This window comes from Chryseobacterium lacus, assembly GCF_003336205.1.
GTDB classification, from domain to species: Bacteria; Bacteroidota; Bacteroidia; order Flavobacteriales; family Weeksellaceae; genus Chryseobacterium_A; species Chryseobacterium_A lacus.
Genome location: NZ_QPIE01000006.1, coordinates 157,862 through 182,105 on the forward strand (window position 1 = coordinate 157,862; position 24,244 = coordinate 182,105).

The following is a 24,244-nucleotide window of genomic DNA, read 5'->3' on the forward strand; positions in this document are numbered from 1 at the left end:
GCGAAACAATACATTGAAAACTACAATCTTTTTTATCGTTACCCTGTTATTCAGCAGCAGTTTACTTCTCCGGGCGCAGGAGAAAAAGGATTCTTTGTATTATAAAATTGAAGAGTTTTCAGACAAAAGAAAGTTCACGAAATTCGTCCATCGTTTTATTTTCCGTCGCGAAGCGGACTCTGTATCTGTAGAATCTTGGGAAAAAATTCCGGCTCAGGAAATGCTCGATGGAAAAACCATCCGCAATATTACTGTTCAAACCGTGGATCCTTTTGGGTACAGTAAAAACGAAGAAAGGAAGGATGCGAAATGGTACGACCGGGTTGCCGACCGAATTCATATTGATTCCAAACCTTCCACCATCAAAAATTATTTGCTTTTCCAAAAAGGAGAACTGTATAATGCCCAAAAGATTTATGAATCGGAGCGTATTCTGCGAAGTATGCCTTTTATCAACAGGGTGAACATAAGTATTGAGGAAAATGATGATGCTGAGACTGTTGACATTCTCGTAAAAGTACTGGACTCCTGGAGCCTGAAACCCAGCATGAGTTACTCCAACGGTGAAACAGGCTTCGGCCTCACAGAACAGAATCTTCTGGGATTGGGCCATGAAATAGACCTCGGTTACACTTATAATTCCAGAGATAAACAAAATCATTTGTACGGAAAGTATACCGCTTACAATCTTTACCGAAGCTTCATCAACGCTAATATTTCAGGTGAAAAAGATTTTTTTGACAACGAACGCATCAGCCTGAGTGCTACACGGGATTTCTTTTCGCCGCTCACAAGATGGGCCGGCGGTTTTCAGTTTGAATATTTCAAAAGAAGAGTGTTGCTTCCCAACTTTACAGAAGTTTTTCCGGAAGTTCAGATCAAAGTGTACCGGCAGGATTTATGGGGAGGTTATCAGTTTCCGGTGTTCATAAGTGACGGAAAAATTTCAAGAAACATTGCCATATTAGGCCGGATTCAGAATTATCAGTACAAAGACCGGCCGGAACAGGATCAGCTGGGCTTCTTCCGCACGTCGAACAGTTTTTTAGCATCAGCGATGTATAATGAAAGGAAATTTTCGGTTCAGAAAAACATTTTCCAGTACGATCTTCCTGAGGATATTCCTTACGGAAAATCGTTCGGATTTACAGCGGGTGCGCTTAACAGAGGCAACAAATCCATTCCGTATGCAGGAATTTCAGCATCACTCGGGAGCTTCATCAACTGGGGATATTTCAATGTGAAAACAGAATTTGGAAGATTTTTCAACGGAGAAACCCAACGGGATGCATTCCGGTTGGAAGGGACTTATTTTACGCCGCTTCAAAACTGGAAATTTGCACAGGTTCGCCACTTTTTTTCGCCAACATGGGCAATTGGGACTCCAAGATATCATTATTCTTATCATGACCGCATCAATCTTTCTTCACCATTCGAGTTTCCTGCATACAGCGGCGATTATATTGGGACTGAAAAACTGGTTCTGCGCTATCAGTTGCAGATGTTCATCAACAAAACCTGGAAAAATTTTCATTTCAGTCCTTATGCTGCTGCGGCGTTCGGATGGCTTTCCCAAAACGGAAATTCCCTGTTCAAAAGCGGTACCCACAGCAAATTCGGAATTGGGGTTCTGATCAATAATCCGTATTTGGTCTTCAACAGAATTCAGGTTTCCCTGATGTATTATCCGAAAGTTCCGATGGGAAATGATTCCGTTTTTGAATTTAACGGATACCGGAACGACAATTTTCCGATGCAGTCTTTCGCTACGGATGTTCCACATTTTGTCAATTTCGGGAACTGAAATTTTCCGGATGGAAAGCTTTATCTTTACCGAAATTTTTGAAGAGAAAAATCAGGAGAAAAACTTCATTATTTCATGCATTATTGCAGCTCTGGAATTTTAATTAAAACCTGATAATCCTCAATACAGAAGCATGATTGTCAACAAAATATCCCTTATTCATTTTAAAAATCATTCGGAAAAATCATTTGAATTTTCTCCCCAGATCAACTGTTTCGTTGGGAACAACGGCGCGGGGAAAACCAATGTTCTGGATGCGATCCATTATCTCTCGGTAGGAAAAAGTTTTTTGGGAAACACGGATGTCAGTAATATTCTTTTCGGGGAAGATTTTTTTTCTATCGAATCAGAAATTCATGACGGAGAAAAAGAAAACATCATCCGGATTCAACAGCCGAAAGATCATAAAAAGACCATTAAAAAAAACAACAAAACGTATGAGCGAATTGCGGATCATGTCGGATTTTTGCCCAGCGTGATCATTTCGCCTTATGATTCGAACCTGATTTCCGATTCCGGGGAAAGCCGCCGGAAATTTCTGGATTCTATGATTTCGCAAACGGATGCGGAGTATCTTTTTAGTATTATTCAATATCAAAAAGTGCTGAAACAGAGAAATGCACTGTTGAAATATTTTCAGAAAAACAGAACCTTCGATGCCGATTCTCTGGAGATTTATGATGAACCGATGATGCGTTTCGCCGACATTATTTTTGAGAAAAGAAAAACTTTTGTTGCTCATCTCACGCCTGTTGTTCAGGAGTTTTACCGGATTATTTCAGGAGCTCAGGAAACCGTTGCCGTGGAGTATGATTCAGATTTGCGGGAAACTCCAATGCCGGAACTTCTGAAAAACAACCTGAGCAAAGACCGGCAACTTTCTTATACTTCAGCAGGAATTCACAAGGATGATCTTCTGTTTACCATGAATGGCAGGCTGATAAAAAAAACCGGTTCACAAGGACAGCAAAAATCATTTTTAATTTCCCTGAAATTGGCGCAGATTAAGAGAATAAAAGAACTTACAGGTAAAAACCCTATTCTTCTGCTCGATGATATTTTTGATAAACTGGATGACGACCGAGTTTCGCAGCTGATTCAGCTGATGAATCAGGAGAATTTCGGACAAATGTTCATTACTGACACGCATCGGGAACGTACGGAAAATGTGGTCAAAAGAATTAACGAAAAAAGCAAGATTTTCGAAATATAAAACCTGAAATAAGAGTTTTAGCTTACTTCTTCAAATTCGATTCATAAATGTTGACCCAATCTTGCACCGTCATTTTTTTCATCAGTTCTCCTATTAATTCGAAGGGAATATCTTCCGTTTTTTTGAATCGGATGCAGCTTTTTCCCATGTCCAGTTTTCGTTTGCTGTGTTTGGGATACTCTTCGGTGAACCATTTCATGACTTCGGGATCAGAATAAATTCCCATGTGATAAAGATTTACAGAGTTTTTTTGTGAAGCAATCCCTGCGAAAGGCAATGGTTCTTCAGGCTTGCAGTGGTATCCGGAAGGATACAGTGAATGCGGTACTACATAGCCCAAACCGCCATAACTGATGGCTGCTTCAAATCCTTCAGGAAGATTTTCGATAATGGTTTCGTGCAATTTATTGAAGGCTTCTGCCCTTTCTTCCGGCACATTGGCCAGAATTTCTTTTACAGTAGTTCCGTTTGCTTTCATTTTATGGTTTTTTTTTTGTAAGTATTTTAATCCATTCGGCTAACAATTTTGGGTTGATATCCGAAGTACTTTTTAATTTAATATGACGCATTGTTTTCCCGGTTCCTTGCAAAATTCCGTCCGGATCGCTCAGTAGTTCCACACCATTATAAAACCCGAAATTCAAATGGTTTTTATTCACCTGAAAATAAGAAAAATCTTTGTCTGATTTAAAAATGGGCCGTCTCCATTTGAATTCTTCCCTGACGTTTCGACCGTTTTCATGAATTAATTTCCGAAGAATCTCCATGATTTCTTTTTGATTTTGCGGAGCGTTATTGATATATTCTGTTACCTGTTCGTTCATTTCATCTATTTATCTGTCAACTTCCGCTACCTTTCCTGAAAACCAGAGTTCCAAGGCTAAAGCATGATCTCTATTGATTTCTTTGGCTATTTTTCTTAAATTGCCCAGCTTGGTTTGCGTCGTTTGAACCTGATTCAGAATCGTTTTTGCTTTTGAAAACATTTCCATCATAATACAAATTTAACAAAGTTTGAGAGATCTTCCGATTGTTATCATTTTCTGATATAAAATTCTCAACTTTGTATTTCGAGGAAAGATTTTCGAATTCAAAAAAAAGAAAAATATAAATGAAAAAAAAGCGGGAATTTCAGTCTTCTGAACTTGTGAAAGTATTTGCCAAAATCCATGGTTTTGAGGATAAACTGCTGGCTTTTGAAGTGAAAGATTATTTGGAAACGTATCTCGACAGCAGTCTTTTTGAGGAAATCATCAGCGTCAATATTCACCGGAAAGTTCTTGAAATAAAGATTGCTTCTCCTTTGTTAAAAAACGATTTCAGGCTGCGCAAAACATTTTTTCTGAATAAATTTCAGCAGGAATTTGGCGAAAATCACATTGCTGATCTTCAGATTTTATAAAAATTTTAGGGCAAACGAACATTATTCATCTGTCTCATGATCCAGGTGTGTCTTTTTCTAAGATAGGACGACGGATTATTGGGATCATATTTTTTTGGGTTCGGAAGAATGGCGGCAATCCACGCTGCTTCACTTTTGGTGAGATTCTTAGCATTTTTCCCGAAATAATAGTGTGATGCCGCTTCCACACCGAATACGCCCTGTCCCATTTCAATAGAATTCAGATACCTTTCCAGGATGACTTCTTTGCCCCAAATCAGTTCGATAATAAAAGTATAAACGGTTTCCAGTCCTTTCCGGAACCAGCTTCGGCCTTGCCACAAAAAGACATTTTTAGCAGTTTGCTGGGAAATAGTGCTCCCTCCTTTTATTTTTTTTCCTTTTTCGTTGTCGCGGTATGCTTTTTCAATCGCCTGATAATCAAAACCATTATGCGTAAAAAACTTTTGATCTTCGGCAGCGATTACTGCTTTTTTCACATGAGAATTCATTTCATCATAATCCACATAATCCCGCTCGAGCTTGCCATAATTCAAAATTCCTGAGATTTGGGTAATGGTAATAGGAGGATTGAAAAATTTTCCCCACAGAATAAAAGCGATATTGGCGAGGATGAGGATGAAAATAATTTTCCTGATTTTTTTAAACATACCGACGATTACAAGTTTTGAGTTGCAAAAGTATCTTTTATTTCAGTTCTTTCAAATAGGTTAAAGAATAATTCGGAAGAAGATGTGGGTGAAAAATCCTGATATAATCCTTCAGGATCAGATCTGCCCGAACGACGCCACTTTCAAAATAATCGTTTGATTTTCCCTGTTCCCGGGCTGTTACCGCATAAATTTTCCCATTTTGAAAGACCTTCATTTTGGCATAATTCGGATTGATGGACAATAGCGAATTTTTGTTGCGGTGATTTCCTGCGTTCATCCAAAAGCGGGCATTTTCAGCTTTTACAAACACCTCTTCAAAACTCATGGGAATGGCTTTTTCTTCCAGATTTCCTTTCAGAATATATGCTGCTCCTGCATCTTCAAGCAACTTTGCGAATGCAGTTTTTCCACCGGGCATAAACCATTGTCCGCCGTACATTTCATTGGAAATTACCACAGGTTTTGTTTCATTTTTCACAAGGCTTTTCAGCGAATCATAAGATTTTTTTATTTCCTGAAATTTAGCTCCAGACTTTTCCTCTTTTCCGAAAAGCCTGCCGAAAACCAGAAGATATTTCGATTTTCCCAAAGGATCGTTCTCCAGATATTCATCGAGGAAGATGATTTCTATTCCGTTTTTTTTCAGGAGTTCATACGTATTTCCGAACGTCGAAATATAGTTGGTGAACACAGCATCCGGCTTCAGTGCCAATATTTTTTCCACATCGTATTTCTGTTCATTTCCCACATCGGCGATATTTCCGTTTTTAATTCCATTTTTAATTTTTTCAGAATAAATATACTCCGGACTCGAAACGCCAATAATGTTGTCTTCCAAACCCAATTCTGTGAAATATCCTATCAAACTTGCATTCAGGAGTACCACTTTTTTATAAGGAAGCTTTGAATGGGGAATCTCATAATTAAATTTTCCTGATTTTAGTTTTAAGATTTCTCCATCTTCCTGGTACTGAACTCTTCCTGAGATATTTTGCCCGGAGATGGTAAGTTGCTGTGATTCTTTTTTACATGAAATTAAAAATAAAATGGCAAGAAGCGTGAATAAAGTGGTTTTCATGTTTCAAAGAAACCAAAAAAGTGTTATATTTGCAAACCGTAAAATGAATGGACGCGTAGCTCAATTGGATAGAGCGTCAGATTACGGCTCTGAAGGTTGAGGGTTCGACTCCTTCCGCGTTCACTATTCGAAAACCACCTGATTTGGGTGGTTTTTTCTTTGAGATAAAGTTACAGTAAGTTGATGTTTATGATCAATATATGTGTAGAAATAATTCATCGATTTCATATTATAGAAAGCAGAATCACACTAAATCATATCTCTTCCTTTAAATTTTACAAAACAACGCAGCACACAATAATGCATGGTTTTTTCCGTATATAAAATGGTTAATAGCCTGCTTTCTGAAAAATATTTTTTATTTTTGTTGCGGTTATCACCTGAATATGAAGATTAAAAAGAAACGAGACGCCCTCCTTTCGCAAAAAACCATTATGAGAAAAATCCATTTATTGCTTGCCTTATTCCTTTTTACTTTTTCTTTTGCGCAAATTAAAGTGCTGAAAAATGAAAATCTGGTGGAAGTAGGGAAAGAAAACGCGATTGCGCTTTATAAAAAACAAAATAAATACGTTTTTAATTATCAGGATATTAATAACAGCAACCTGAATACGTACCGGTCTTTTTATTTTCATGATTTGAACAAAGACTTCGACCAACTTTATAAAATGATTTCTGACGGTTTTATTGATATGCCACAAAGTGAAATACAGTTAGAACTTCCGAATGACATTATCGGATTAAACTTCGCGAAAAACTACGGCCAAACCACGGTTCAGTTTGTTCATTACATTAATAAAAGTAAAAAGCATATCGGGAAAAGCCAATTTCTCACGAAGAATCAGGTAGATAAAGTATTCGGGAAAAACCGTATGAAAAACCGATCGTCCGTTGCTGCTTCCAAAGCGAGAACGACGATTCAGCCTTATGAAAAAACCGATTCCGCAACAGAAAAGAGTGCAACAAAGAAAAAATAAATTTTGCAGAGAAAATACTTTAAAACTCGTTCTTCCTGAATGAGTTTTTATCTTTTAACCTGCGATAAATCATTCTACAATATGTCTTTAGAAGTCATTCATTTAACGAAAAAATTTGGCGAGCAAACGGCGCTGAACGACATTAATATTTCGATAAAAAAGAACGAAATCATCGGATTGCTAGGTCCGAACGGCGCAGGAAAATCAACGCTGATGAAATCCATTGTGGGTGTTCTAAAAATCGACGAGGGTGAAATTCATTTCAACGGAAAAAACATCACCCAAAACGAAACAGAAACCAAGAAAAATATCGGCTTTTTGCCGGAAAATAATCCGCTTTATCTGGAAATGTATGTGAAAGAATACCTTCAGTTTATAGCGAATATTCATAAAATTCCGGCTTCCAGAGTGGATGAAGTGATAGAACTTGTAGGGATTACGCCGGAAAAATCAAAGAAAATAGGACAATTGTCAAAAGGATACAAACAGCGTGTCGGTTTGGCACAAGCCATTCTTCATCAGCCGGATTTACTTATTCTGGATGAGCCAACGAATGGTTTGGATCCTAATCAGATTCTCGAAATCAGAAATGTGATCCGGGAAATCGGCCAGGAAAAAACCGTGATTTTATCCACGCACATTATGCAGGAAGTGGAGGCGCTTTGCTCGCGGGTGATTCTGATACATCAGGGAACTATTCTTCAGGATTCCCCCATTGATGCTTTTAAAGGAAAATATGAAAGTCTGGAGGAAGCTTTTGCCAGCTATACTTCATAACTTCATCAGAAATATAAAACGATAAAAGCCATCCCTTTTCGGAGATGGCTTTATTATTATTTTGATCTGAAGATCAGTTTATTAAATCTTAGTTTCCTGCATCAGCTACATCAAAATTCTGAAGACCGGTCCACCCTTTCGCCCAAGCCGGCAAAGCGGTTCCACTTCCGGCTCCGGTCGCAGTATTATCTACACCGATATTTGCGATGGTGAAGTCAGCAATAGCATCTTTGGTTTTGAAATTCGTTCCCACATTTACGAAACGAACCTGATTTACTTTAAGAGGAGCAGTTTTGAACCAGTCGTAAGTTCTGGTGGTTTCAAAATCCATTCCTACGTTATAGTTTGCAATTACTACGTTCTCGAAAACACCGTGAGATCCTGCTCTTACTTTCATTCCCTGCGATTCGGATCCTTTCAGGTTTCCGACAAGCGTCATGTTTTTGATGGTTGGGTTTGAAACTCCGTTTCCGTTGGTGGTATTCGGATCTGTATCTTGGGTATCTGCTTCTACACCTCTGTTTCCAGGCTCTGTAGAATTTGCATACGCTGCTTTTCTTGCTGCATAAATATTGGTTGCAGATCCTTGCCATCCTTCAGTCCAGTCGATGTGATCATCTCCTACTCCGATCACCACAAGATTGGAAGCATTCACATTTCCTCCGAAAAATTCGATACCGTCATCAGCACCATCCACAACGAAAATATTGGCAATTGTAGTTCCGGAACCCACACCGAACAGAGAAAGTCCGTTGAATTCTTTCTCGGGATTGTATTTGAAACCACTTCCTCTGATAACTACATAATTCAGAACTCCTGAATTATCTGTTTTATTGGTTCCTCCATACACCATCTCTCCAAGTTCTGAAGTAGAAGTACCTGATGCGCTTCTGTTGGTAGGCGCATTTCCTAAAATGACGATTCCTCCCCAATATCCCGGCGTGTTCTGAACTCCTTCAAAAACAACGGGTTTGTCGGCAGTTCCGTTGGCAAAAATCTTTCCTCCTCTATCTACAATAAGATAAGTAGATCCTTGTGTTGCTACAATTTTTGTTCCTGCAGGAATAATGAGAGTTGCCCCATTTTCCACTAAAAGTTTTCCGTTTAGAGAATAGGTTTTTGTAGCATCCAAAGTAACGGTACTTCCCGATTTGATGGTTCCGCTAAAATTCGCAGGATCTATTGCGCCGTTATCTACTATTGACGTGTCGTCATCTTTACTACAAGACACTGCGATAGTGGATGCGGAAGCGACTAAAGTTAAACAGAAAGCTGCTCTTAAAAAATTCTTTTTCATAACATTAATATTTGATTGTTTTTAAAATTTGTATGATAAACTGATGCCTAATTCACGGCCTTTTGTATAATTTATGTGGGTATATCCGGCGCCTTTTATTACTTGTTCTATTTTATTTTCAGAATTCACCAGATTTCTTGCGGTAATTCCTACTCCGATACGGTCAAACTCAAATTTGAGATTGGCATCCAGAAGATGAACAGGGTTTTCATAAAAATTACCGATCATGTTGGTTCCCAGTGCGAAAAGACTTTTCCCCACATAGGAATAAGTGACTACAAAATCCATCGACGCTTTTCCTGTTCCTAATTTTTGATGATAACCCAAGTTTACATTTGCGAGGAAGTCTGCTACACCCTGCACTTTATCGTTGGACTGTCCGTTGAACTGAATCACTTTCCCGTTATTTTCAGCGATAAATTCTTCTTCAGATTTCAATTCCTGGTCAGAATGCATATAAGTAGCGTTCAAAAAAGTATAGAATTTTGAGTGATCCCATTCGTAAAGATCTTTTCTCAATTCCATTTCAGCTCCGATTACATATCCCCAATTGGCGATATTGAAATACGTCATATCACTGGAAGCTGCTGTGGAATAAGTAGTTCTGGCAATCGGATCTAGGAGATATTTCCCGAATGCTGTAAGTGAAACCACTTCGCCCGGTTTGGCAAACCATTCCCATTTCAGATCTATATTATAGTTGTCGGAAGGCCTTAGATTCGGATTTCCATAAACGTTGGTGGTAACATCATAATAAGAAATCGGCACCAATTCTTTTGGTTGTGGTAATGTATAGGTTTTGGAAGCTGATAACCTGATGTTTTGTCTGTCAGTTAAGCTGTATTTTGCATTCAGTGCGGGTAAAAATTTATTGTACGTTTGCTTTTTCTGCCCTATCCCAAGGATGGAATCATCCCAGTTGCTGTTCAGGTTTACATAATCGAAACGACCGCCTGCTTGCACTACCAATCTGTCTGAAAACTGATAATCCAAATTCACGAAACCGCTTTGTACATTCTGTTCCAAGCTATAATTGAACGGAAGATATCTCGAATTATCCGGCCTGAACGTGTTGTAAATAATAATGCCGTTGTTGGCGGGATTGATAACGCCGTCCACATTATTGTGATCCACCGTGGTTTGCATTGTAAAATTGAGTCCGATGGTGGTATTGTCAAACGTTCTGTCTTTGTATAAACCGTTGTATCCGAAATTAACTTTCAGGTTATCGAAACTCTTGGTTAATGTTAAAAATCCATTCAGCGTTTTGTCATTCAATTCATCAAAATAGCGGTGATTATTGATGGTACTTCCGGTTATGAAAATATTATTGGTTTGATCGATCGTATTCTGAAGCCTGTCAGGACGCTGGCTGTCCATTATATTATATCCCACACCCCAATCTGCACTCCATGTATCTTTGAATTTATGATTACCATAAAGTTGATTAATCAAAGTGGAGGTTATCTTATTATCGCCTCTGTTAATGTACACATTTCCGCCAATTTCACGCATATAACCATTGAAAAATCGTGCGTCTTGTTCGGAGGTATGAATGAAATTGGAAGTAAAACCGATCCTGTTTCTGCCGTTGAATTTATAAGCAAGATTCAGCAATGCAGTATTATTTGTACTGTAAGTAAATCGTTCCACATCCAGTCTTTTCATGGCATCACCTGTGGAATCATACCAGCCTTCCTGTCCTTGGCTGTACACATAACTGTTATCAAATCCTGCATACCCAAACATCGATAATTTTCCGAAAGAAACTCCACCTTCGATATCCATGCTGGAATTGAAGGGATTATCCGCATTTTTGAAATTCCAGTTGGTGCTGAACGGATAATTTGTGTAAGGATTTCCTTTATCAAAAGAAGCTTTTTTGTAGCCGAAAAATCCCGGTCCACCGTCCTGTAGTTTAAAATTTCCTTTGTCAAAAGTCTGAAGATTCACAGCACTTCCGATTCCTAATTTCAAATAAGGGCGGCCGATGTGTTCTTTAGAAACGATATTGATATTGGCTCCGCCGAAATCACCGGATAATCGCGGATGATATACTTTGTCCAAAGCAATGTATTCAATAATAGAAGTTTTGAAGATCTCCAGATTGATATTCTTCAGCTCCGGATTGTCGGATGGAATCACGAGTCCGTTCATGGTTGTTCCGTTGTACCGGTCGCCCAGTCCGCGAATAATAATCTGGCCACTTCCTTCCTGTTTCTGTGTTCCCGTTGCTTTGGTCACCGCAGTGGCAGCATTGCTTATTCCTTGTTTTTCCAATTGTGCAGAGCCCACTCTTTCTATTACCTCCACAGATTTCCGCTGCAGGTTGATGATGTTGTTCTCCGTACCTTTTCGCGTATTTCCCTGTATTACTACAGCTTCTATCCGGCTTTCATTCGGCATCGTATCACTTCCTGTCTGCGCGTATACTACCGGAACTGCACCTATTAGAAACAATGCTCCGATACTTAGTTTACTTACTCTCATTTCCTTTTCTTACTTTAATTTCTCTTGATGCAAAGGTGGAAAGAATAGGTGCGAAGGGTGTTGACAAGGCATTAATTATTCTTTAATAAATCTTAAACAGAAATGTAGCAGTATTAATTAATTGTAAACTTTAATAAAAAGTAATTCGAGTAGGGATAAAAGTGGTAATTTTGAAAGGATAAAAAGAAGAAATGAGTTCAAAGAAAATTCTATTGATAGATGATGAGCAGGATATTTTGGAAATCCTATCTTATAATTTAGAAAAAGAAGGATATGAAGTACACACCGCTAATAATGGAAACGACGGAATTGCACTGGCTAAAAAACTGATTCCCGATATGATTCTTTTGGACGTGATGATGCCTGAAAAGGATGGTATAGAAACCTGCCAGGAGTTACGACAGATCAAAGAACTGCATAAAACCCTCATTGTATTTTTGTCTGCCCGTAGCGAGGAATTTTCACAACTCGCAGGTTATCAGGCCGGAGCTAATGATTACATCATAAAAGTAATCAAACCAAAAGTGCTCATTTCAAAAGTAAACGCCCTGCTTCAACTTACATCGCAGGTGAATGAAAGAAGCAAACAAATTGAAATCGGCGATCTGATGATCGACAAAGATAATTTCAAAGTTTCAAAAAAAGGACAGCTTTTTCTGCTTCCGAAAAAAGAATTCGACTTATTGTATCTTTTGGCTTCTAACACCGATAAAGTCTTTAAACGCGAAGAAATTCTGGAAAAAGTGTGGGGAAACGACGTGGTTGTAGGAGAAAGAACCATTGATGTCCACATCCGCAGGCTTCGGGAAAAATTAGGCGTTGATACTATTCAAACCCTTAAAGGAATCGGATACAAATTGGTGGTGTAAATTTTTTCATAACTTTATCAAAAGTTACCATTTTGAAATTCCATCAGCTTACCTTTTACGCTTCCCTGTTTCTCACTGGCGTGATGATGCTGGTTGCCTTTGTTTTTGATTTTTCCAAAACAAGCATTCTAAACATGAAAACCGGAATGGCTGCAACATTTCTTGCCAGTATTCTGCTGATGATTGTAATCAATTATTTCGTCCTCGATTTCCTTTTTAATTTTTACGGAAAAAAACAAATCAGCCGCATCCGCACCATTCTTCCCCAAGAGATGATGGGACAGGAAGAAGGAATGAACTTCACCCAATTGGGCGAAAGAGTATCTGAAATGTCCCAAAAAACAGCGACAGAACTGGATACGATGAAGGAAATGGAAACTTACAGAAAAGAATATATCGGGAATATTTCACACGAACTGAAAACGCCGCTTTTCACCATTCAAGGATATGTAGAAACCCTAATGGACGGCGCTGTGGAAAATCTCGCTGTTCGGGATAAATATCTTTCCCGAATCGACACTTCGGTAGAAAGGCTGCTGGATATCGTGAAAGACCTTGACATGATCAACCAGTTTGAATCCGGAGAAATTGACCTGAACATCACCGAATTTGACATCAATATCCTCGTTCGTGAAATGATTGACCTTCTGGATCTGGAAGCTCAGAAAACCAACGCTAAAATGCAACTTCAGGCAGCACAACAACAAATCTTTGTAAAAGCCGACCGACAGCGTATTTCTCAGGTTCTTGTCAATCTTATTTCCAACGCCATTCATTACGCTAACAGGGATAATGCACTGATTCAGGTGATCACTAAACCCCTGAACCATAAGGTTTTAATAGAAATAAAAGACAACGGCATGGGAATAAAACCCGAAGCACTTCCCAGAATTTTCGAACGTTTTTATCGTGTAGAATCGTCCAGAAACCGAAGAGACGGAGGATCAGGATTGGGATTGGCCATTGTAAAGCATATCCTGGAAGCACACCACGAAAACATCGAAGTACACAGCGTATATCTGGAAGGCACCACGTTCAGTTTTACGTTGGAAAAAGGCGAATAGTGGCCGAAAATGTAATAAAATATTTCTTGAAAAAAAAATCAAAAACTTTTAGCTCCCAATACAAATATTCTATATTTGTAACCGAAAATACATTACTAAAAGCAATACAAATAAAGAAAAAATGGTTTATAAGATCCGTGTAATTTTAGACGCCAAAGACAATATTTTCCGCGATATTGAAGTAAAAGAAAAACAAACATTGTGGAATCTTCACCTGGGAATCAAAAGTGCCTTCAGCCTGATGGGAGAAGAGCTCTCTGCATTCAATCTGTTGGAGCAGGACGGTTCCATCATCAAATCTGTTCCGCTGGAAGATATGAGTGATGAAGAAGACGGCGAAATCATGTCTGATATTTACATCCGCGAAGCTTTCCCCCAGAAAGGAGATCGCGCACAATTCCAATACGGATTTCTGGATCTTTGGGAATTCTTTTGTGAACTGATAGAAATAACGGATGAAAAACCTGCAGTTAACTATCCTATCACTGTTTTCAGATTCGGAAGTATGCCGATGAAAGCACCAAGCAAAAGCGGAGGAGCCGGAAAAAACAAAAAATCAGCAATGCCCTTAATGGATGATGATGATTTCGGTTTTGAAGATGATTTTGGCAGTTCAGACTTTTCGGATGACGATGACGGTTTCGATGATGATGAAGATGAAGGATACGAAGACGACAATTTCGAAATGGACGACGAAGATTAAAATAGTATTACCATACAAAACCCTGAGCAGTCGGGGTTTTTTAATATCAAAATTCTGATGGATAAACAGGAAATTCTGCTGTCAGCACAAAAAATCATTTCGGAGAAAATACAGCAGCTGCACCATCTGATTGCCGAAACTCGGCAATCCAACGTCGAAACCAAAAGTGCAATGGGTGACAAGTACGAAACCGGTGCGGAAATGTTGCAGCAGGAAATTAACCATTTAAATCATCAGCTTTCTGAAAATATGAAACTTCAGGATTCTCTTCAAAGACTTAACAATAAAGCCAGTATCACCGCAGATTTGGGCGCATTGGTAGAAACCAACAACGGAATTTTTTATATTTCGGCTGCCGCCGGAACACTCAGTTTTCAAAACAGAAAAATCATGTGCGTCTCTCCCGAATCTCCTATTGCCAAAGTCATGAACGGCCTCGTTACAGGACAAACTTTCACCTTGAACGGAACTTCACAAACAATTATGGGAATTTGGTAAATAATCAGTATTTTGCCGAGATTAATTTTCATTAACCCACTTTCATTATTTAAAAAATGCAGAATTATTTAGAGCTTTTACAACATATTCTCGATAACGGCAATGAGAAAACCGACCGAACCGGAACCGGAACCAAAAGTATTTTCGGATATCAGTTGCGATATGATGTATCGCAAGGTTTTCCTTTGGTGACAACCAAAAAAGTTCATGTAAAATCCATTATTCATGAGTTACTCTGGTTTTTGAAAGGAGACACCAATGTCAAATATCTCCAAGATCACGATGTCAAAATATGGAATGAGTGGGCCGATGAAAACGGAAATCTTGGTCCTGTGTACGGTGCGCAATGGCGAAGCTGGAAAGGTGCAGACGGAAATGTAATCGATCAAATTTCGGAAGTCATCACTCAGATTAAAGAAAATCCGGATTCCCGCCGATTGATCGTTTCCGCATGGAATGTCGCCGAAGTTCCAAACATGGCTTTGGCGCCCTGTCATGCGATGTTCCAGTTTTATGTTGCCGAGGGAAAACTTTCGCTTCAGCTGTACCAAAGAAGTGCCGATGTTTTTCTGGGAGTACCGTTTAATATTGCAAGTTATGCCCTTCTGCTGATGATGGTAGCGCAGGTTTGCGAACTGGAAGTGGGAGATTATATCCACAGTTTTGGCGATGTTCATATTTATAACAATCATCTAGAGCAAGTGAAAAAACAACTTTCCAGAACGCCAAAAGCCTTACCCGTAATGAAACTGAATCCTGAAATCAAAAATATTTTTGACTTTAAATATGAAGATTTCACTCTGGAAAATTATGACCCACATCCGGGGATAAAAGCTCCGGTAGCAGTGTAATGGGTCAAAATCACCATTCTTGTAACATATCCTTCACTATTGCTACCCATTTAATAAATATTTGGCATGAAAAAATTGTTATTCCTGTTCAGTTGCTTGGCTCTTTCAATGGCATTCAGCCAGAATTTTAATCAGGAAAAAATGAACGAATTCATGAATGTTCTGGAGCAACATCAGAAGTTCATGGGAAGTATGGCCATTACTCAAAACGGCAAAATGGTTTATGAGCGTGCCGTCGGTTTTGCAGATGCAGAAAATCAAAAGAAAAACACCACAGATACGCGATTCAGAATCGGTTCTATTACCAAAACCTTCACTGCAACTTTGGTGATGAAAGCTGTTGAAGAAAATAAATTAAACCTCAGCGATCGGCTTTCCCTATTTTATCCTGAAATAAAAAACGCAGAAAAAATCACCATTGAGCAGTTGCTGAATCACCGGAGCGGAATTTACAACATTACGGATTTGCCCGATTATCTGAGCTGGAACCAAAATGCGATGACGAATCAGGAAATGGTTGCTAAAATAAAGAGCAGCGGCACCGATTTCGAACCTGGCACCAAATTCAGCTACAGCAATTCAGGCTATATTTTGCTGGGCTATATTCTGGAAAAAGTGTACAAAAAATCTTACGCAGAAATTCTCGAGCAAAAAATCACCAAACCTTTAGGATTAAAAAACACCTATTACGGAGGGAAAATTAATCTACAGAAAATGGAAGCTTTTTCCTACACTCTGGAAACTCCGCTCATGAAATCCGAGGAAACAGATCTTTCTATTCCCGCTGCTGCAGGTGCGATGATTTCGACGAGCGCAGATCTTTTAAAATTCATCCAGGATTTATTTAACCATAAAATTATTTCCGAAAAAAGCCTGTCGCAGATGATCACAATGACAGATAATTATGGATTCGGGATTTTCAGGGTTCCGTTTTACAATACTTCCGGATTCGGGCACAATGGCGGAATTGATGCTTTTACCTCAGCACTTTATTATTTTCCTGAACTGAAAACCGGCTACGTCATGCTTTCTAACGGAACTGCTTTTGACAACAATCAAATTACCATCGCAGCGATGAGTCTTGCCACCTGTAAGAATATTGAAATCCCTAATTTTACAGCTGCAAATGTGGATCCTGCGACCTTACAGAAATATGCCGGAACCTATTCCTCAACACAGTTTCCCATCAAAATTGAAGTAAGAGAGAAAAATGGACAAATTTTCGCGCAGGCAACAGGACAGGGAGAATTTCCGTTGCAAGCAAAGTCTGAAAACACTTTTACCTTCGACACTGCCGGAATACAACTCGATTTTGATTCAGATAAAAAAACCATGAAACTTCTTCAAGGAGGTATGGAAATCCTTTTCACTAAAGAATAATTGAACTAAATAGTCGGCTCCACAAACCACAATATTAACAGTAACTTATGAAGAAAATTTTTCTAAACACCTTTCTCTTTAGTGCAATACTCTGTTCAGGAACCTTTTCCGCGCAAACCGAAACTTCCGGAAGAGAACCTGTTTACAGAGCGACTCATACCCAAACTACTGAACTGAAACATACCAAACTGAAGGTGAAATTCGATTACGAAAAGGAACAAATGATTGGCGAAGCCTGGATTTCAGCAACACCTTATTTTTATCCTTCAGATTCGTTGGTTCTAAATGCGAAAGCAATGCTGATCCATGAAGTAGCTGTAGACAAAAATGGATCACGATCTCCACTGAAGTACAGTTATCAGAACGATATTCTACATATTAATCTCGATAAAACCTATCAGAAAAATCAGGAATATACTGTATTCATCAAATATACAGCACGCCCAAACGAAGTGAAACAAAAAGGAAGTGCCGCCATTACAGATGCCAAAGGCCTGTATTTCATTAATGCTCAGGGAAAAGATCCCGATAAACCGACACAAATCTGGACTCAGGGAGAAACGGAATCCAGTTCGGTATGGTTTCCTACTATCGATAAACCCAATATGAAAACCACACAGGAAATTTATATGACGGTACCCGACAAATACGTCACGCTTTCCAACGGTTATCTGAAATCTTCAGTGAAGGAATCCGGTGGATTAAGAACTGATTATTGGGTAATGGACAAAAAACACGCACCGTATCTTTTCTTCATGGGCGTTGGCGATTATGCTATTGTAAAAGACAAATGGAGAAATATCCCTGTCGATTATTATGTGGAAAAAGAATATGAACCTTTTGCCAGACAAATTTTCGGGAACACGCCGGAAATGATGGAATTCTTTTCGAAAAAACTTAAATACGATTATCCCTGGAACAAATATGCTCAAATAACAGCCCGCGATTACGTAAGCGGTGCGATGGAAAATACGACAGCCGTCCTTCATTCGGATGCAGCACAACAGAAACCAGAAGATTTGATCGATGAAAACCGATGGGAAGATGTTATCACGCATGAACTGTTTCATCACTGGTTTGGCGATTTAGTTACCACGGAAAGCTGGAGTCAACTTTCTATGAACGAATCTTTTGCGAATTATTCGGAATATTTGTGGAACGAACATAAATATGGAAGAGATTTCGCAGATTACGGACTCATGATCGCGATACAGGGTTATCTGATGGATCCGGCGAATATTTCAAAAGATCTGATCCGTTTTAATTATCATGCCCGTGAAGATATGTTCGATGCGGTTTCCTACAATAAAGGCGGCGCAATTCTTCATATGCTTCGGCATTATGTGGGCGATGAAGCCTTTTGGGAAGGGATGAATCATTATTTAAAAACGAATGAATACGGTACCGGAGAAGCGCATCAATTTCGTCTTTCGCTGGAAAAAATCACTGGAAAAGACCTGAATTGGTTTTTCAACCAATGGTTTTTCGGGAGCGGACATCCGAAACTCAGCTTTACATCGAGTTTTGATCCTGTCAAAAAAGAACTTACGGTTTCTGTTAATCAAACTCAATCAGAATATTTTCAGTTTCCGTTGGCTATTGATATTTTTGAAAATGGAAAAGCTGTCAGAAAAAATGTTTGGATTAATGCACGTTCCAAAAATGATTTTAGATTTCCTGTTTCCAAAAATGCAGATCTCATTAATCTAAATGCTGATGGAATTCTTTTGGCGGAAATTTCTGAAAATAAAACTCCGGAGCAATATTTATTGCAATACAACGGTTCTGAAAATTTCTTAAGTCGTTATCGCGCTTTAGAAGGGGCGGAAAAAACGCCGGATCATGATGCTGCAGCGAAAACTTTAGCTGCTGCATTGAAAGATAAAAACTTCCGGATCCGAATGAAAGCACTGAATGTTTTGGATCTTTCAAAAGCCAGTCATGCCAAAGCAACATTATCGGAAGTTGAAAAACTGGCTGAATCTGATCCCAAAACGCTGGTGCAATCCGCAGCTATTGCTGCACTTCGTAAAACTGGCAATCAAAAATATTTGGCGTTGTATGAAAAGAAATTCAACACGCCTTCCAGTGCGGTGAAAGCGACTTCATTGGCAGGAATTATTTCCTTGGATCCCGCAAAAATCAAGGATTTTGCAGCGCAGGTTGATCTCGAGAAAGCATCGGAAGAAGTGATCGCCACTTTACTTCCTGCGATCGTTCAAAATAAAATTGAAAAACAAATGCACGCCATCGGAAGCACGGTCGCTTTTTATCCTTTTATTAAATTTCAGGATCCGCAACTTGGTGCAACAGCCGAAGAAGGCTTTCATTGGATTATGGATTCAGACAATACCAAAGCAACTGAAAGCGTCACCAAAATTCTGATTCAGGCCAAGCGACAATTAGGCGAAAATCCACAAGCCAGAATGATGATTCTGAATATGCTGAAAGACGGGCTTTCCCGAAAAATGCAAACCCTGAAATCCAATCCGGGAAGCACATCACTGCATCAGCAGGTGGAACTGATCAATAAGGCCATAGCCGCTTATCAACAATAAATAAAAAATATTAAAAGAGGTTTTCTGAAGGAAAGCCTTTTTTTATTGAATCTAGAACAGAAACATGGAAAAGGTATAACAATTTGTAAATCCAATTCTGTTATTTTCGCAAATATGAAAAATTTTCTGGAAAACAACCAACTCAAACCGGAAACGCTTATCGAACTTTTCGGACAAGCTCCCGTAGCACTCGCTGTACTGAAGGGAAAAGACATGATTGTAGAAGCCTCCAACAGTTTAATGTTGAAATATATGGGCGTGAATGCAGAAGTGATCGGTCGTCCAATTTATGAAGTCCAGCCTCTTTTTAACAGTCCGAAATTCAGGAAAATTTTGCTGAACGTATATGAAAACGGCGTGATCCATACGGGTCATGAGAAGAGAATGACCCTCATAAAAAACGGTGCAGAACTGACCTCGTATTATGATTTCACCTATTCTCCGTTGAAAAATACAATGGGTGAAATTACCGGAATTATTACCATTGCAAATGATGTTACAAAACAAGTTCTGGCAAAACAAGAAAATGAAAAAATAGAAGCGCGTTTCCGTAACCTTATTATGGAAGCAGAAATTCCCACGATTTTCTTTAAAGGAAAAGAGCTTATTATCGACATTATCAACGAAAAAGCAAAAGAATACTGGAAAGAAAAACACGATTTGACCGGGTTACCGCTTCGGGAAGCGCTGCCGGAACTTTTTGCACAACCTTTTGCTGAGATTCTGAAAAATGTGTACCGCACCGGAAAAATTTATAAAGAAGATGCAGCCAAAATAATGATACCGCAAGGTGATGAATTTCAGGCCGTTTATATGAATCTCAGTTTCAAACCAATATACGACAGCAACGGAGAAATTTTCGGGGTTCTGAATATGAGTCTGGATGTGACAGAACAAATTAATGCAAAAAAATTAATTGAAAAAAATGAAGAACGGTTGCGACAATTTATTGCGGCTTTCCCTTTGGCAATGAGCGTTTTGAGAGGACCAGAATTCACAATTGAAATGAGCAATCGCGGAGTTTCTGAATTATGGGGGAAAAATAACCGACGAATTGGTAAAACATTGATAGAAGCATATCCGGAACTTGAAAATCATTTTATAATCGGTTATTTGAAACAGGCATATGAAACCGGAAGGCAAATTCAGATCAAAGAAATTGAAGTAAAACTCCCCCATTTTGAGAAACCTCGGTATATGAATTACATTTTCACACCTATAGATTTAGGGGAAAGCGAAAACACTATTGTTTCAGTAGGTTACGACATAACTGAGGAAATACAACTCAAAAGAAAACTACAGGAAAGTGAACTCCGTTTTAAGAATTTGGCAGATACCATCCCCCAGATTGTATGGACAGCAAAACCTGATGGCGAGGTAGATTATTTCAATGAACGATGGTATGAATTGTCTGGCCTGCCAAAAGATGAAATTCATATAAAAAACTGGAAAGAGATTGTGCATAAAGACGATCTCAAAAATTTAGAAGAAACCTGGAAAAGAAATATGGAAACCGGCGAGTTGCACGAAGTAGAATACCGACTGGAAAAGAAAGATAATCCAGGAACCTATCATTGGTATCTGCATCGAGGCATTCCCATCAAATCTGATGATGGTAAAATTTCAAAATGGATCGGCTCTACTACAGACATTCATGAATTTAAAACTTTTCTAAAACAAAAAGATGATTTTCTTGCCATCACAAGCCACGAACTGAAAACTCCGCTTACCAGCATCAAACTCTACGCACAAGCATTGGAACGAATGCTGAAACAGGAAGGGTATGAAAAAGGAGCAGAATATGCAGGCAAAATGGGAATTCAAATCAACAGACTGAATCAGTTAATTACTGATCTTCTGGATGTTACGAAGATCCAAAATGGACAATTGCCTCTCAATAAAACTGTATTCGATTTTGATGACTTGGTTTCAGAAGTAGCTGAAGAAGCAAAAATATCCAATGGGAATCACAAAATTATTTCAAAACTCGGTTCCACAGGACTCGTGGAAGGCGACCGGGAACGCATCCAACAAGTAATGCAGAATTTCATTTCCAATGCCATCAAATATTCACCAAACAAAGAAAAAATAGTGATTTACAGCCATACTGATGAGGAAGGAAACGCGTGTTTTTCCGTGGAAGATTTCGGTATTGGTATTCCCGATAACAAACTCGAAAAAATATTTGAACAATTTTATCGGGTGAACGGAGACTCCAGCAATACTTTTGAAGGAATGGGGCTTGGTTTATACATTTCATCCCAAATTATTCAAAGAAGTGAAGGCACAATAAAAGTACAAAGCGAATTAGGCAAAGGCTCAAAATTCAGTTTTTGTTTGCCGGGGAAATAACAATTCTTTCCTTACCATTAAACTAAAAACCGCCGAAGTTGGCGGTTTAAATTTATTGTTTAGTAAAAATCAAATCTTTGGTTACTGGTAAATAAACTGTAAGGTCAGGATTACCCGGACAATCACCATCTCTTAGAACTCTACTGTTGGGCTTGTAATCCCAAGAAATTTGAGTTGGATTAAGTTTCTTTAAAATTATATCACCCCAACCAACACGACAATTAGTACCACTATACAAGAAGACAACAGAGTTTTTATATGGTAATGTCCAATAGCTATACAATTCAATATGAGGAAGACTGAGATTATAGGTATCTTGTAAAATTATTCCAGTACTAATATTCTTTACAATATATTTTATAATTAAAGCATCCATATAATACGTTTTTTTTGTGCTTTTTTCTAATTTATTTTCTTGTTTTGTAATGTAAAGTGTTATTTCTTTACCCTGATAAGCAGTTTTATATGTACCAATATAAGGAGTTAGTTCATTATTCAAATCTTTTAAATAAGCACCTTGTGGAATTTCATCTATGTCAGTATTAATAGGTAAAGTTTGCGCTCTGCATGAAAGGAAGCTCAATAAGAGTCCTAATATAAAAAACGGCGTGTATAATGTTTTCATAATTAATTATTAATTTGTATTTTAAGGACATGATGTTGCTATTGGGTTGCCGTTGGCATCTAAGGTAATGTTATCTACGTTACCATTTTCGTCAATTCTATGTACGATCATATTAGCTGGAGCTATATCCATCAAACCAAAGGTACTGAATAAAAGTTTTTCGACTCCTTTATGGTTAAGATTCTGGCCGATATTATCCACATAATTTGCATTTCCCTCTAAAGCTCTCGCCTTTTTTTGATAATCTTTTTCTAATCTGTCGAAATCATAGTTTTTCTGAGAAATAGTCCCTGCATATTGCAATGTACCATTAAACCGAATCAGATAATTAAAATACCTGAAACCTCCAACACAAGCACATGCTTCTTTTGCTACAAACCCTTCAAAAGGAGTTGTAATAGGAGTACTGGCAGGAGAAGATACAATCGTAGTAAATAAGGCACTAATATCTGGTGGAGACAGCATCTTAATTCCCTCTGGAGTATGATTATGATAATAACCGGTATTTCCGGGCAACAAACTCTGGAGCTTTATGTGATGAGCTCCACCTTGTACTATATTTGTTGGGTTGCCATTCGCATCTACTGCAAAACCAATTTCGCCAGCTTCATCATTTGTTTTCATTGATTTTTCTTTCAGGGCTTCAAGCCTTTCCTGTACTGTCGGATCTTGCAACATTTGTTTCGTTTTCTCACACGGTGTCCTGCGGTCCAGAGGAGGCAAATTCGGAAGTGTAGGAATTCCTATGATACATCCTCCATCATCACCTATTCCCGTGGAAGGTTGTGTAGGCTCGGTTGGAATTTCTATACATTCTACAGGAGTGTGTGGTGGACAAGTTTCACATGGTGGATCGAGACTTCCGCCTCCACCCCCGCCTCCGCTTCCAGGTGGATCAGAGGGAGCTATGGTTTCATCTTCCTCTTCTAAACAGCTATATTTAGTAATTGTATAAACACTGGGAGGGATTTCAGCAATACAGCTGCCCCAATCTTGCCAATTAGATTGATCGTGTTGATGTTGGCTGCAGGAAACCCAAATTGTCTCGGTCGTCCAGCCACAACTCATTCTTGCAAGCTGATTGTTTCCGTTAAAAGTGCCAGAAGCAAGTTCACTAACAGTTGAATTATTAGCATAGGAATATATTCCATTTCTAATGTTATTCTTTTCTTGCTGGGTTAAATTATAGGTAACAATAAATTCTTTATACGTTCCGTCGGGAAGTGGGGTAAGCAGCAAATTCTCCATAGGATCATTTGGAGAAGGATTAGTTCTTTCTATCGCGAAAGTATAGGTATGATAATTCGGTCCGTTTTCAATGTAGATTACCTGCTCGGTATCAATACTAATACTGTCCCCGAAACTCACCATTTTGCCAAATATGTTTTTCGGCATTGTTTTTTTGATATTTTCTTTGGCTGCTTTCAGCTGAGGAAGTAATTTTTGCTTGTGCACACTTTCATTCAAAGAAATGATTCGTGATACCAACTCACTTTTTGCTCCTTCTTCCTGATAATGCAAATCCTGTAAGTGATCGTTTCTGCAGGCTGCCAGCACCAAAAGAATAAGCAGAAAGCTTAACAATTTGAGTTTCATACGTTAATAAGTTTTTTAGTTACAATTAATTTTCTCCGAAATTAGAATAAGTTTCCT

General features: G+C 38.6%; 22 protein-coding genes and 1 tRNA gene. 14 read left to right on the top strand and 9 right to left on the bottom strand.

Annotation, left to right across the window (positions count from 1 at the left end):
- Positions 1 to 13: 13 nt before the first annotated feature.
- Positions 14 to 1,804, top strand: a complete 1,791-nt coding sequence (locus DQ356_RS09175; protein WP_228420705.1) for a POTRA domain-containing protein — start codon at positions 14 to 16, stop codon at positions 1,802 to 1,804.
- Positions 1,805 to 1,937: 133 nt separating this feature from the next.
- Positions 1,938 to 3,017: a DNA replication/repair protein RecF gene (gene recF, locus DQ356_RS09180; RefSeq protein ID WP_114304185.1), complete on the top strand. Its 1,080-nt coding sequence runs from the start codon at positions 1,938 to 1,940 to the stop codon at positions 3,015 to 3,017.
- A gap of 22 nt (positions 3,018 to 3,039) precedes the next feature.
- On the opposite strand, the gene DQ356_RS09185 is transcribed toward recF, so the two are convergent.
- The 3 genes from DQ356_RS09185 to DQ356_RS11235 are packed head-to-tail and all read right to left on the bottom strand — an operon-like array spanning position 3,040 to position 4,012.
- On the bottom strand, positions 3,040 to 3,495 hold the full coding sequence (locus DQ356_RS09185) for a DUF1801 domain-containing protein (protein ID WP_114304186.1): 456 nt from the start codon (positions 3,493 to 3,495) through the stop codon (positions 3,040 to 3,042).
- Position 3,496: 1 nt separating this feature from the next.
- Positions 3,497 to 3,841 carry a DUF1801 domain-containing protein gene (locus tag DQ356_RS09190; protein ID WP_114304187.1) on the bottom strand — a complete coding sequence of 115 codons (345 nt, stop codon included), beginning with the start codon at positions 3,839 to 3,841 and terminating at the stop codon, positions 3,497 to 3,499.
- 9 nt (positions 3,842 to 3,850) lie between these two features.
- Entirely contained in the window at positions 3,851 to 4,012 is a 162-nt protein-coding gene (locus tag DQ356_RS11235) for a hypothetical protein (RefSeq protein ID WP_166413091.1), read from the bottom strand.
- 116 nt (positions 4,013 to 4,128) lie between these two features.
- On the opposite strand from DQ356_RS11235, the gene DQ356_RS09195 reads away from it, so the two are divergent.
- Complete coding sequence (locus DQ356_RS09195) at positions 4,129 to 4,419, top strand: hypothetical protein (protein WP_114304188.1); 291 nt, start codon at positions 4,129 to 4,131, stop codon at positions 4,417 to 4,419.
- A 5-nt stretch (positions 4,420 to 4,424) separates the two neighbouring features.
- Here DQ356_RS09195 and mtgA read toward each other — a convergent pair whose 3' ends face one another.
- Both mtgA and DQ356_RS09205 read right to left on the bottom strand, forming a co-directional pair.
- The gene (gene mtgA, locus DQ356_RS09200; protein WP_114304189.1) at positions 4,425 to 5,069 is read right to left on the bottom strand and encodes a monofunctional biosynthetic peptidoglycan transglycosylase; all 645 of its coding nucleotides are present in this window, start codon (positions 5,067 to 5,069) and stop codon (positions 4,425 to 4,427) included.
- Positions 5,070 to 5,106: 37 nt separating this feature from the next.
- Complete coding sequence (locus DQ356_RS09205; RefSeq protein ID WP_114304190.1) at positions 5,107 to 6,150, bottom strand: ABC transporter substrate-binding protein; 1,044 nt, start codon at positions 6,148 to 6,150, stop codon at positions 5,107 to 5,109.
- A gap of 49 nt (positions 6,151 to 6,199) precedes the next feature.
- Here DQ356_RS09205 and DQ356_RS09210 point away from each other — a divergent pair.
- The 3 genes from DQ356_RS09210 to DQ356_RS09220 all read left to right on the top strand — a co-directional run bounded on the left by DQ356_RS09210 (position 6,200) and on the right by DQ356_RS09220 (position 7,904).
- A tRNA-Arg gene (locus tag DQ356_RS09210) sits at positions 6,200 to 6,273 on the top strand.
- A 311-nt stretch (positions 6,274 to 6,584) separates the two neighbouring features.
- Positions 6,585 to 7,127 carry a hypothetical protein gene (locus DQ356_RS09215; RefSeq protein ID WP_126723270.1) on the top strand — a complete coding sequence of 181 codons (543 nt, stop codon included), beginning with the start codon at positions 6,585 to 6,587 and terminating at the stop codon, positions 7,125 to 7,127.
- An 81-nt stretch (positions 7,128 to 7,208) separates the two neighbouring features.
- Positions 7,209 to 7,904 (top strand): ABC transporter ATP-binding protein, encoded by a 696-nt coding sequence (locus DQ356_RS09220; RefSeq protein WP_114304277.1) that lies wholly within the window; start codon positions 7,209 to 7,211, stop codon positions 7,902 to 7,904.
- An 88-nt stretch (positions 7,905 to 7,992) separates the two neighbouring features.
- On the opposite strand, the gene DQ356_RS09225 is transcribed toward DQ356_RS09220, so the two are convergent.
- Together DQ356_RS09225 and DQ356_RS09230 are read right to left on the bottom strand one after the other, a co-directional pair.
- Positions 7,993 to 9,201 carry a hypothetical protein gene (locus DQ356_RS09225; protein WP_114304192.1) on the bottom strand — a complete coding sequence of 403 codons (1,209 nt, stop codon included), beginning with the start codon at positions 9,199 to 9,201 and terminating at the stop codon, positions 7,993 to 7,995.
- Positions 9,202 to 9,222: 21 nt separating this feature from the next.
- Complete coding sequence (locus DQ356_RS09230) at positions 9,223 to 11,691, bottom strand: TonB-dependent receptor domain-containing protein (RefSeq protein WP_114304193.1); 2,469 nt, start codon at positions 11,689 to 11,691, stop codon at positions 9,223 to 9,225.
- 191 nt (positions 11,692 to 11,882) lie between these two features.
- Here DQ356_RS09230 and DQ356_RS09235 point away from each other — a divergent pair, with 191 nt between their 5' ends.
- The 8 genes from DQ356_RS09235 to DQ356_RS09270 all read left to right on the top strand — a co-directional run bounded on the left by DQ356_RS09235 (position 11,883) and on the right by DQ356_RS09270 (position 21,966).
- Positions 11,883 to 12,560: a response regulator transcription factor gene (locus DQ356_RS09235; protein ID WP_114304194.1), complete on the top strand. Its 678-nt coding sequence runs from the start codon at positions 11,883 to 11,885 to the stop codon at positions 12,558 to 12,560.
- A 32-nt stretch (positions 12,561 to 12,592) separates the two neighbouring features.
- A complete protein-coding gene (locus DQ356_RS09240) occupies positions 12,593 to 13,624 on the top strand; it encodes a sensor histidine kinase (RefSeq protein WP_114304195.1) in 1,032 nt (343 codons plus the stop codon).
- Between the two features lie 121 nt (positions 13,625 to 13,745).
- Positions 13,746 to 14,327, top strand: a complete 582-nt coding sequence (locus DQ356_RS09245; RefSeq protein ID WP_114304196.1) for an IS1096 element passenger TnpR family protein — start codon at positions 13,746 to 13,748, stop codon at positions 14,325 to 14,327.
- Positions 14,328 to 14,384: 57 nt separating this feature from the next.
- Complete coding sequence (locus tag DQ356_RS09250; protein ID WP_114304197.1) at positions 14,385 to 14,825, top strand: hypothetical protein; 441 nt, start codon at positions 14,385 to 14,387, stop codon at positions 14,823 to 14,825.
- A gap of 56 nt (positions 14,826 to 14,881) precedes the next feature.
- On the top strand, positions 14,882 to 15,676 hold the full coding sequence (locus DQ356_RS09255) for a thymidylate synthase (RefSeq protein WP_114304198.1): 795 nt from the start codon (positions 14,882 to 14,884) through the stop codon (positions 15,674 to 15,676).
- 66 nt (positions 15,677 to 15,742) lie between these two features.
- Entirely contained in the window at positions 15,743 to 17,056 is a 1,314-nt protein-coding gene (locus DQ356_RS09260; protein ID WP_114304199.1) for a serine hydrolase domain-containing protein, read from the top strand.
- A 47-nt stretch (positions 17,057 to 17,103) separates the two neighbouring features.
- Entirely contained in the window at positions 17,104 to 19,614 is a 2,511-nt protein-coding gene (locus DQ356_RS09265) for a M1 family metallopeptidase (protein WP_114304200.1), read from the top strand.
- Between the two features lie 114 nt (positions 19,615 to 19,728).
- Positions 19,729 to 21,966 carry a PAS domain-containing protein gene (locus tag DQ356_RS09270; RefSeq protein WP_114304201.1) on the top strand — a complete coding sequence of 746 codons (2,238 nt, stop codon included), beginning with the start codon at positions 19,729 to 19,731 and terminating at the stop codon, positions 21,964 to 21,966.
- A 52-nt stretch (positions 21,967 to 22,018) separates the two neighbouring features.
- Here DQ356_RS09270 and DQ356_RS09275 read toward each other — a convergent pair whose 3' ends face one another.
- Together DQ356_RS09275 and DQ356_RS09280 are read right to left on the bottom strand one after the other, a co-directional pair.
- Complete coding sequence (locus DQ356_RS09275; RefSeq protein ID WP_126723272.1) at positions 22,019 to 22,591, bottom strand: DUF6705 family protein; 573 nt, start codon at positions 22,589 to 22,591, stop codon at positions 22,019 to 22,021.
- A 21-nt stretch (positions 22,592 to 22,612) separates the two neighbouring features.
- Positions 22,613 to 24,187 (bottom strand): hypothetical protein, encoded by a 1,575-nt coding sequence (locus tag DQ356_RS09280; RefSeq protein WP_114304203.1) that lies wholly within the window; start codon positions 24,185 to 24,187, stop codon positions 22,613 to 22,615.
- Between the last annotated feature and the right edge of the window lie 57 nt (positions 24,188 to 24,244).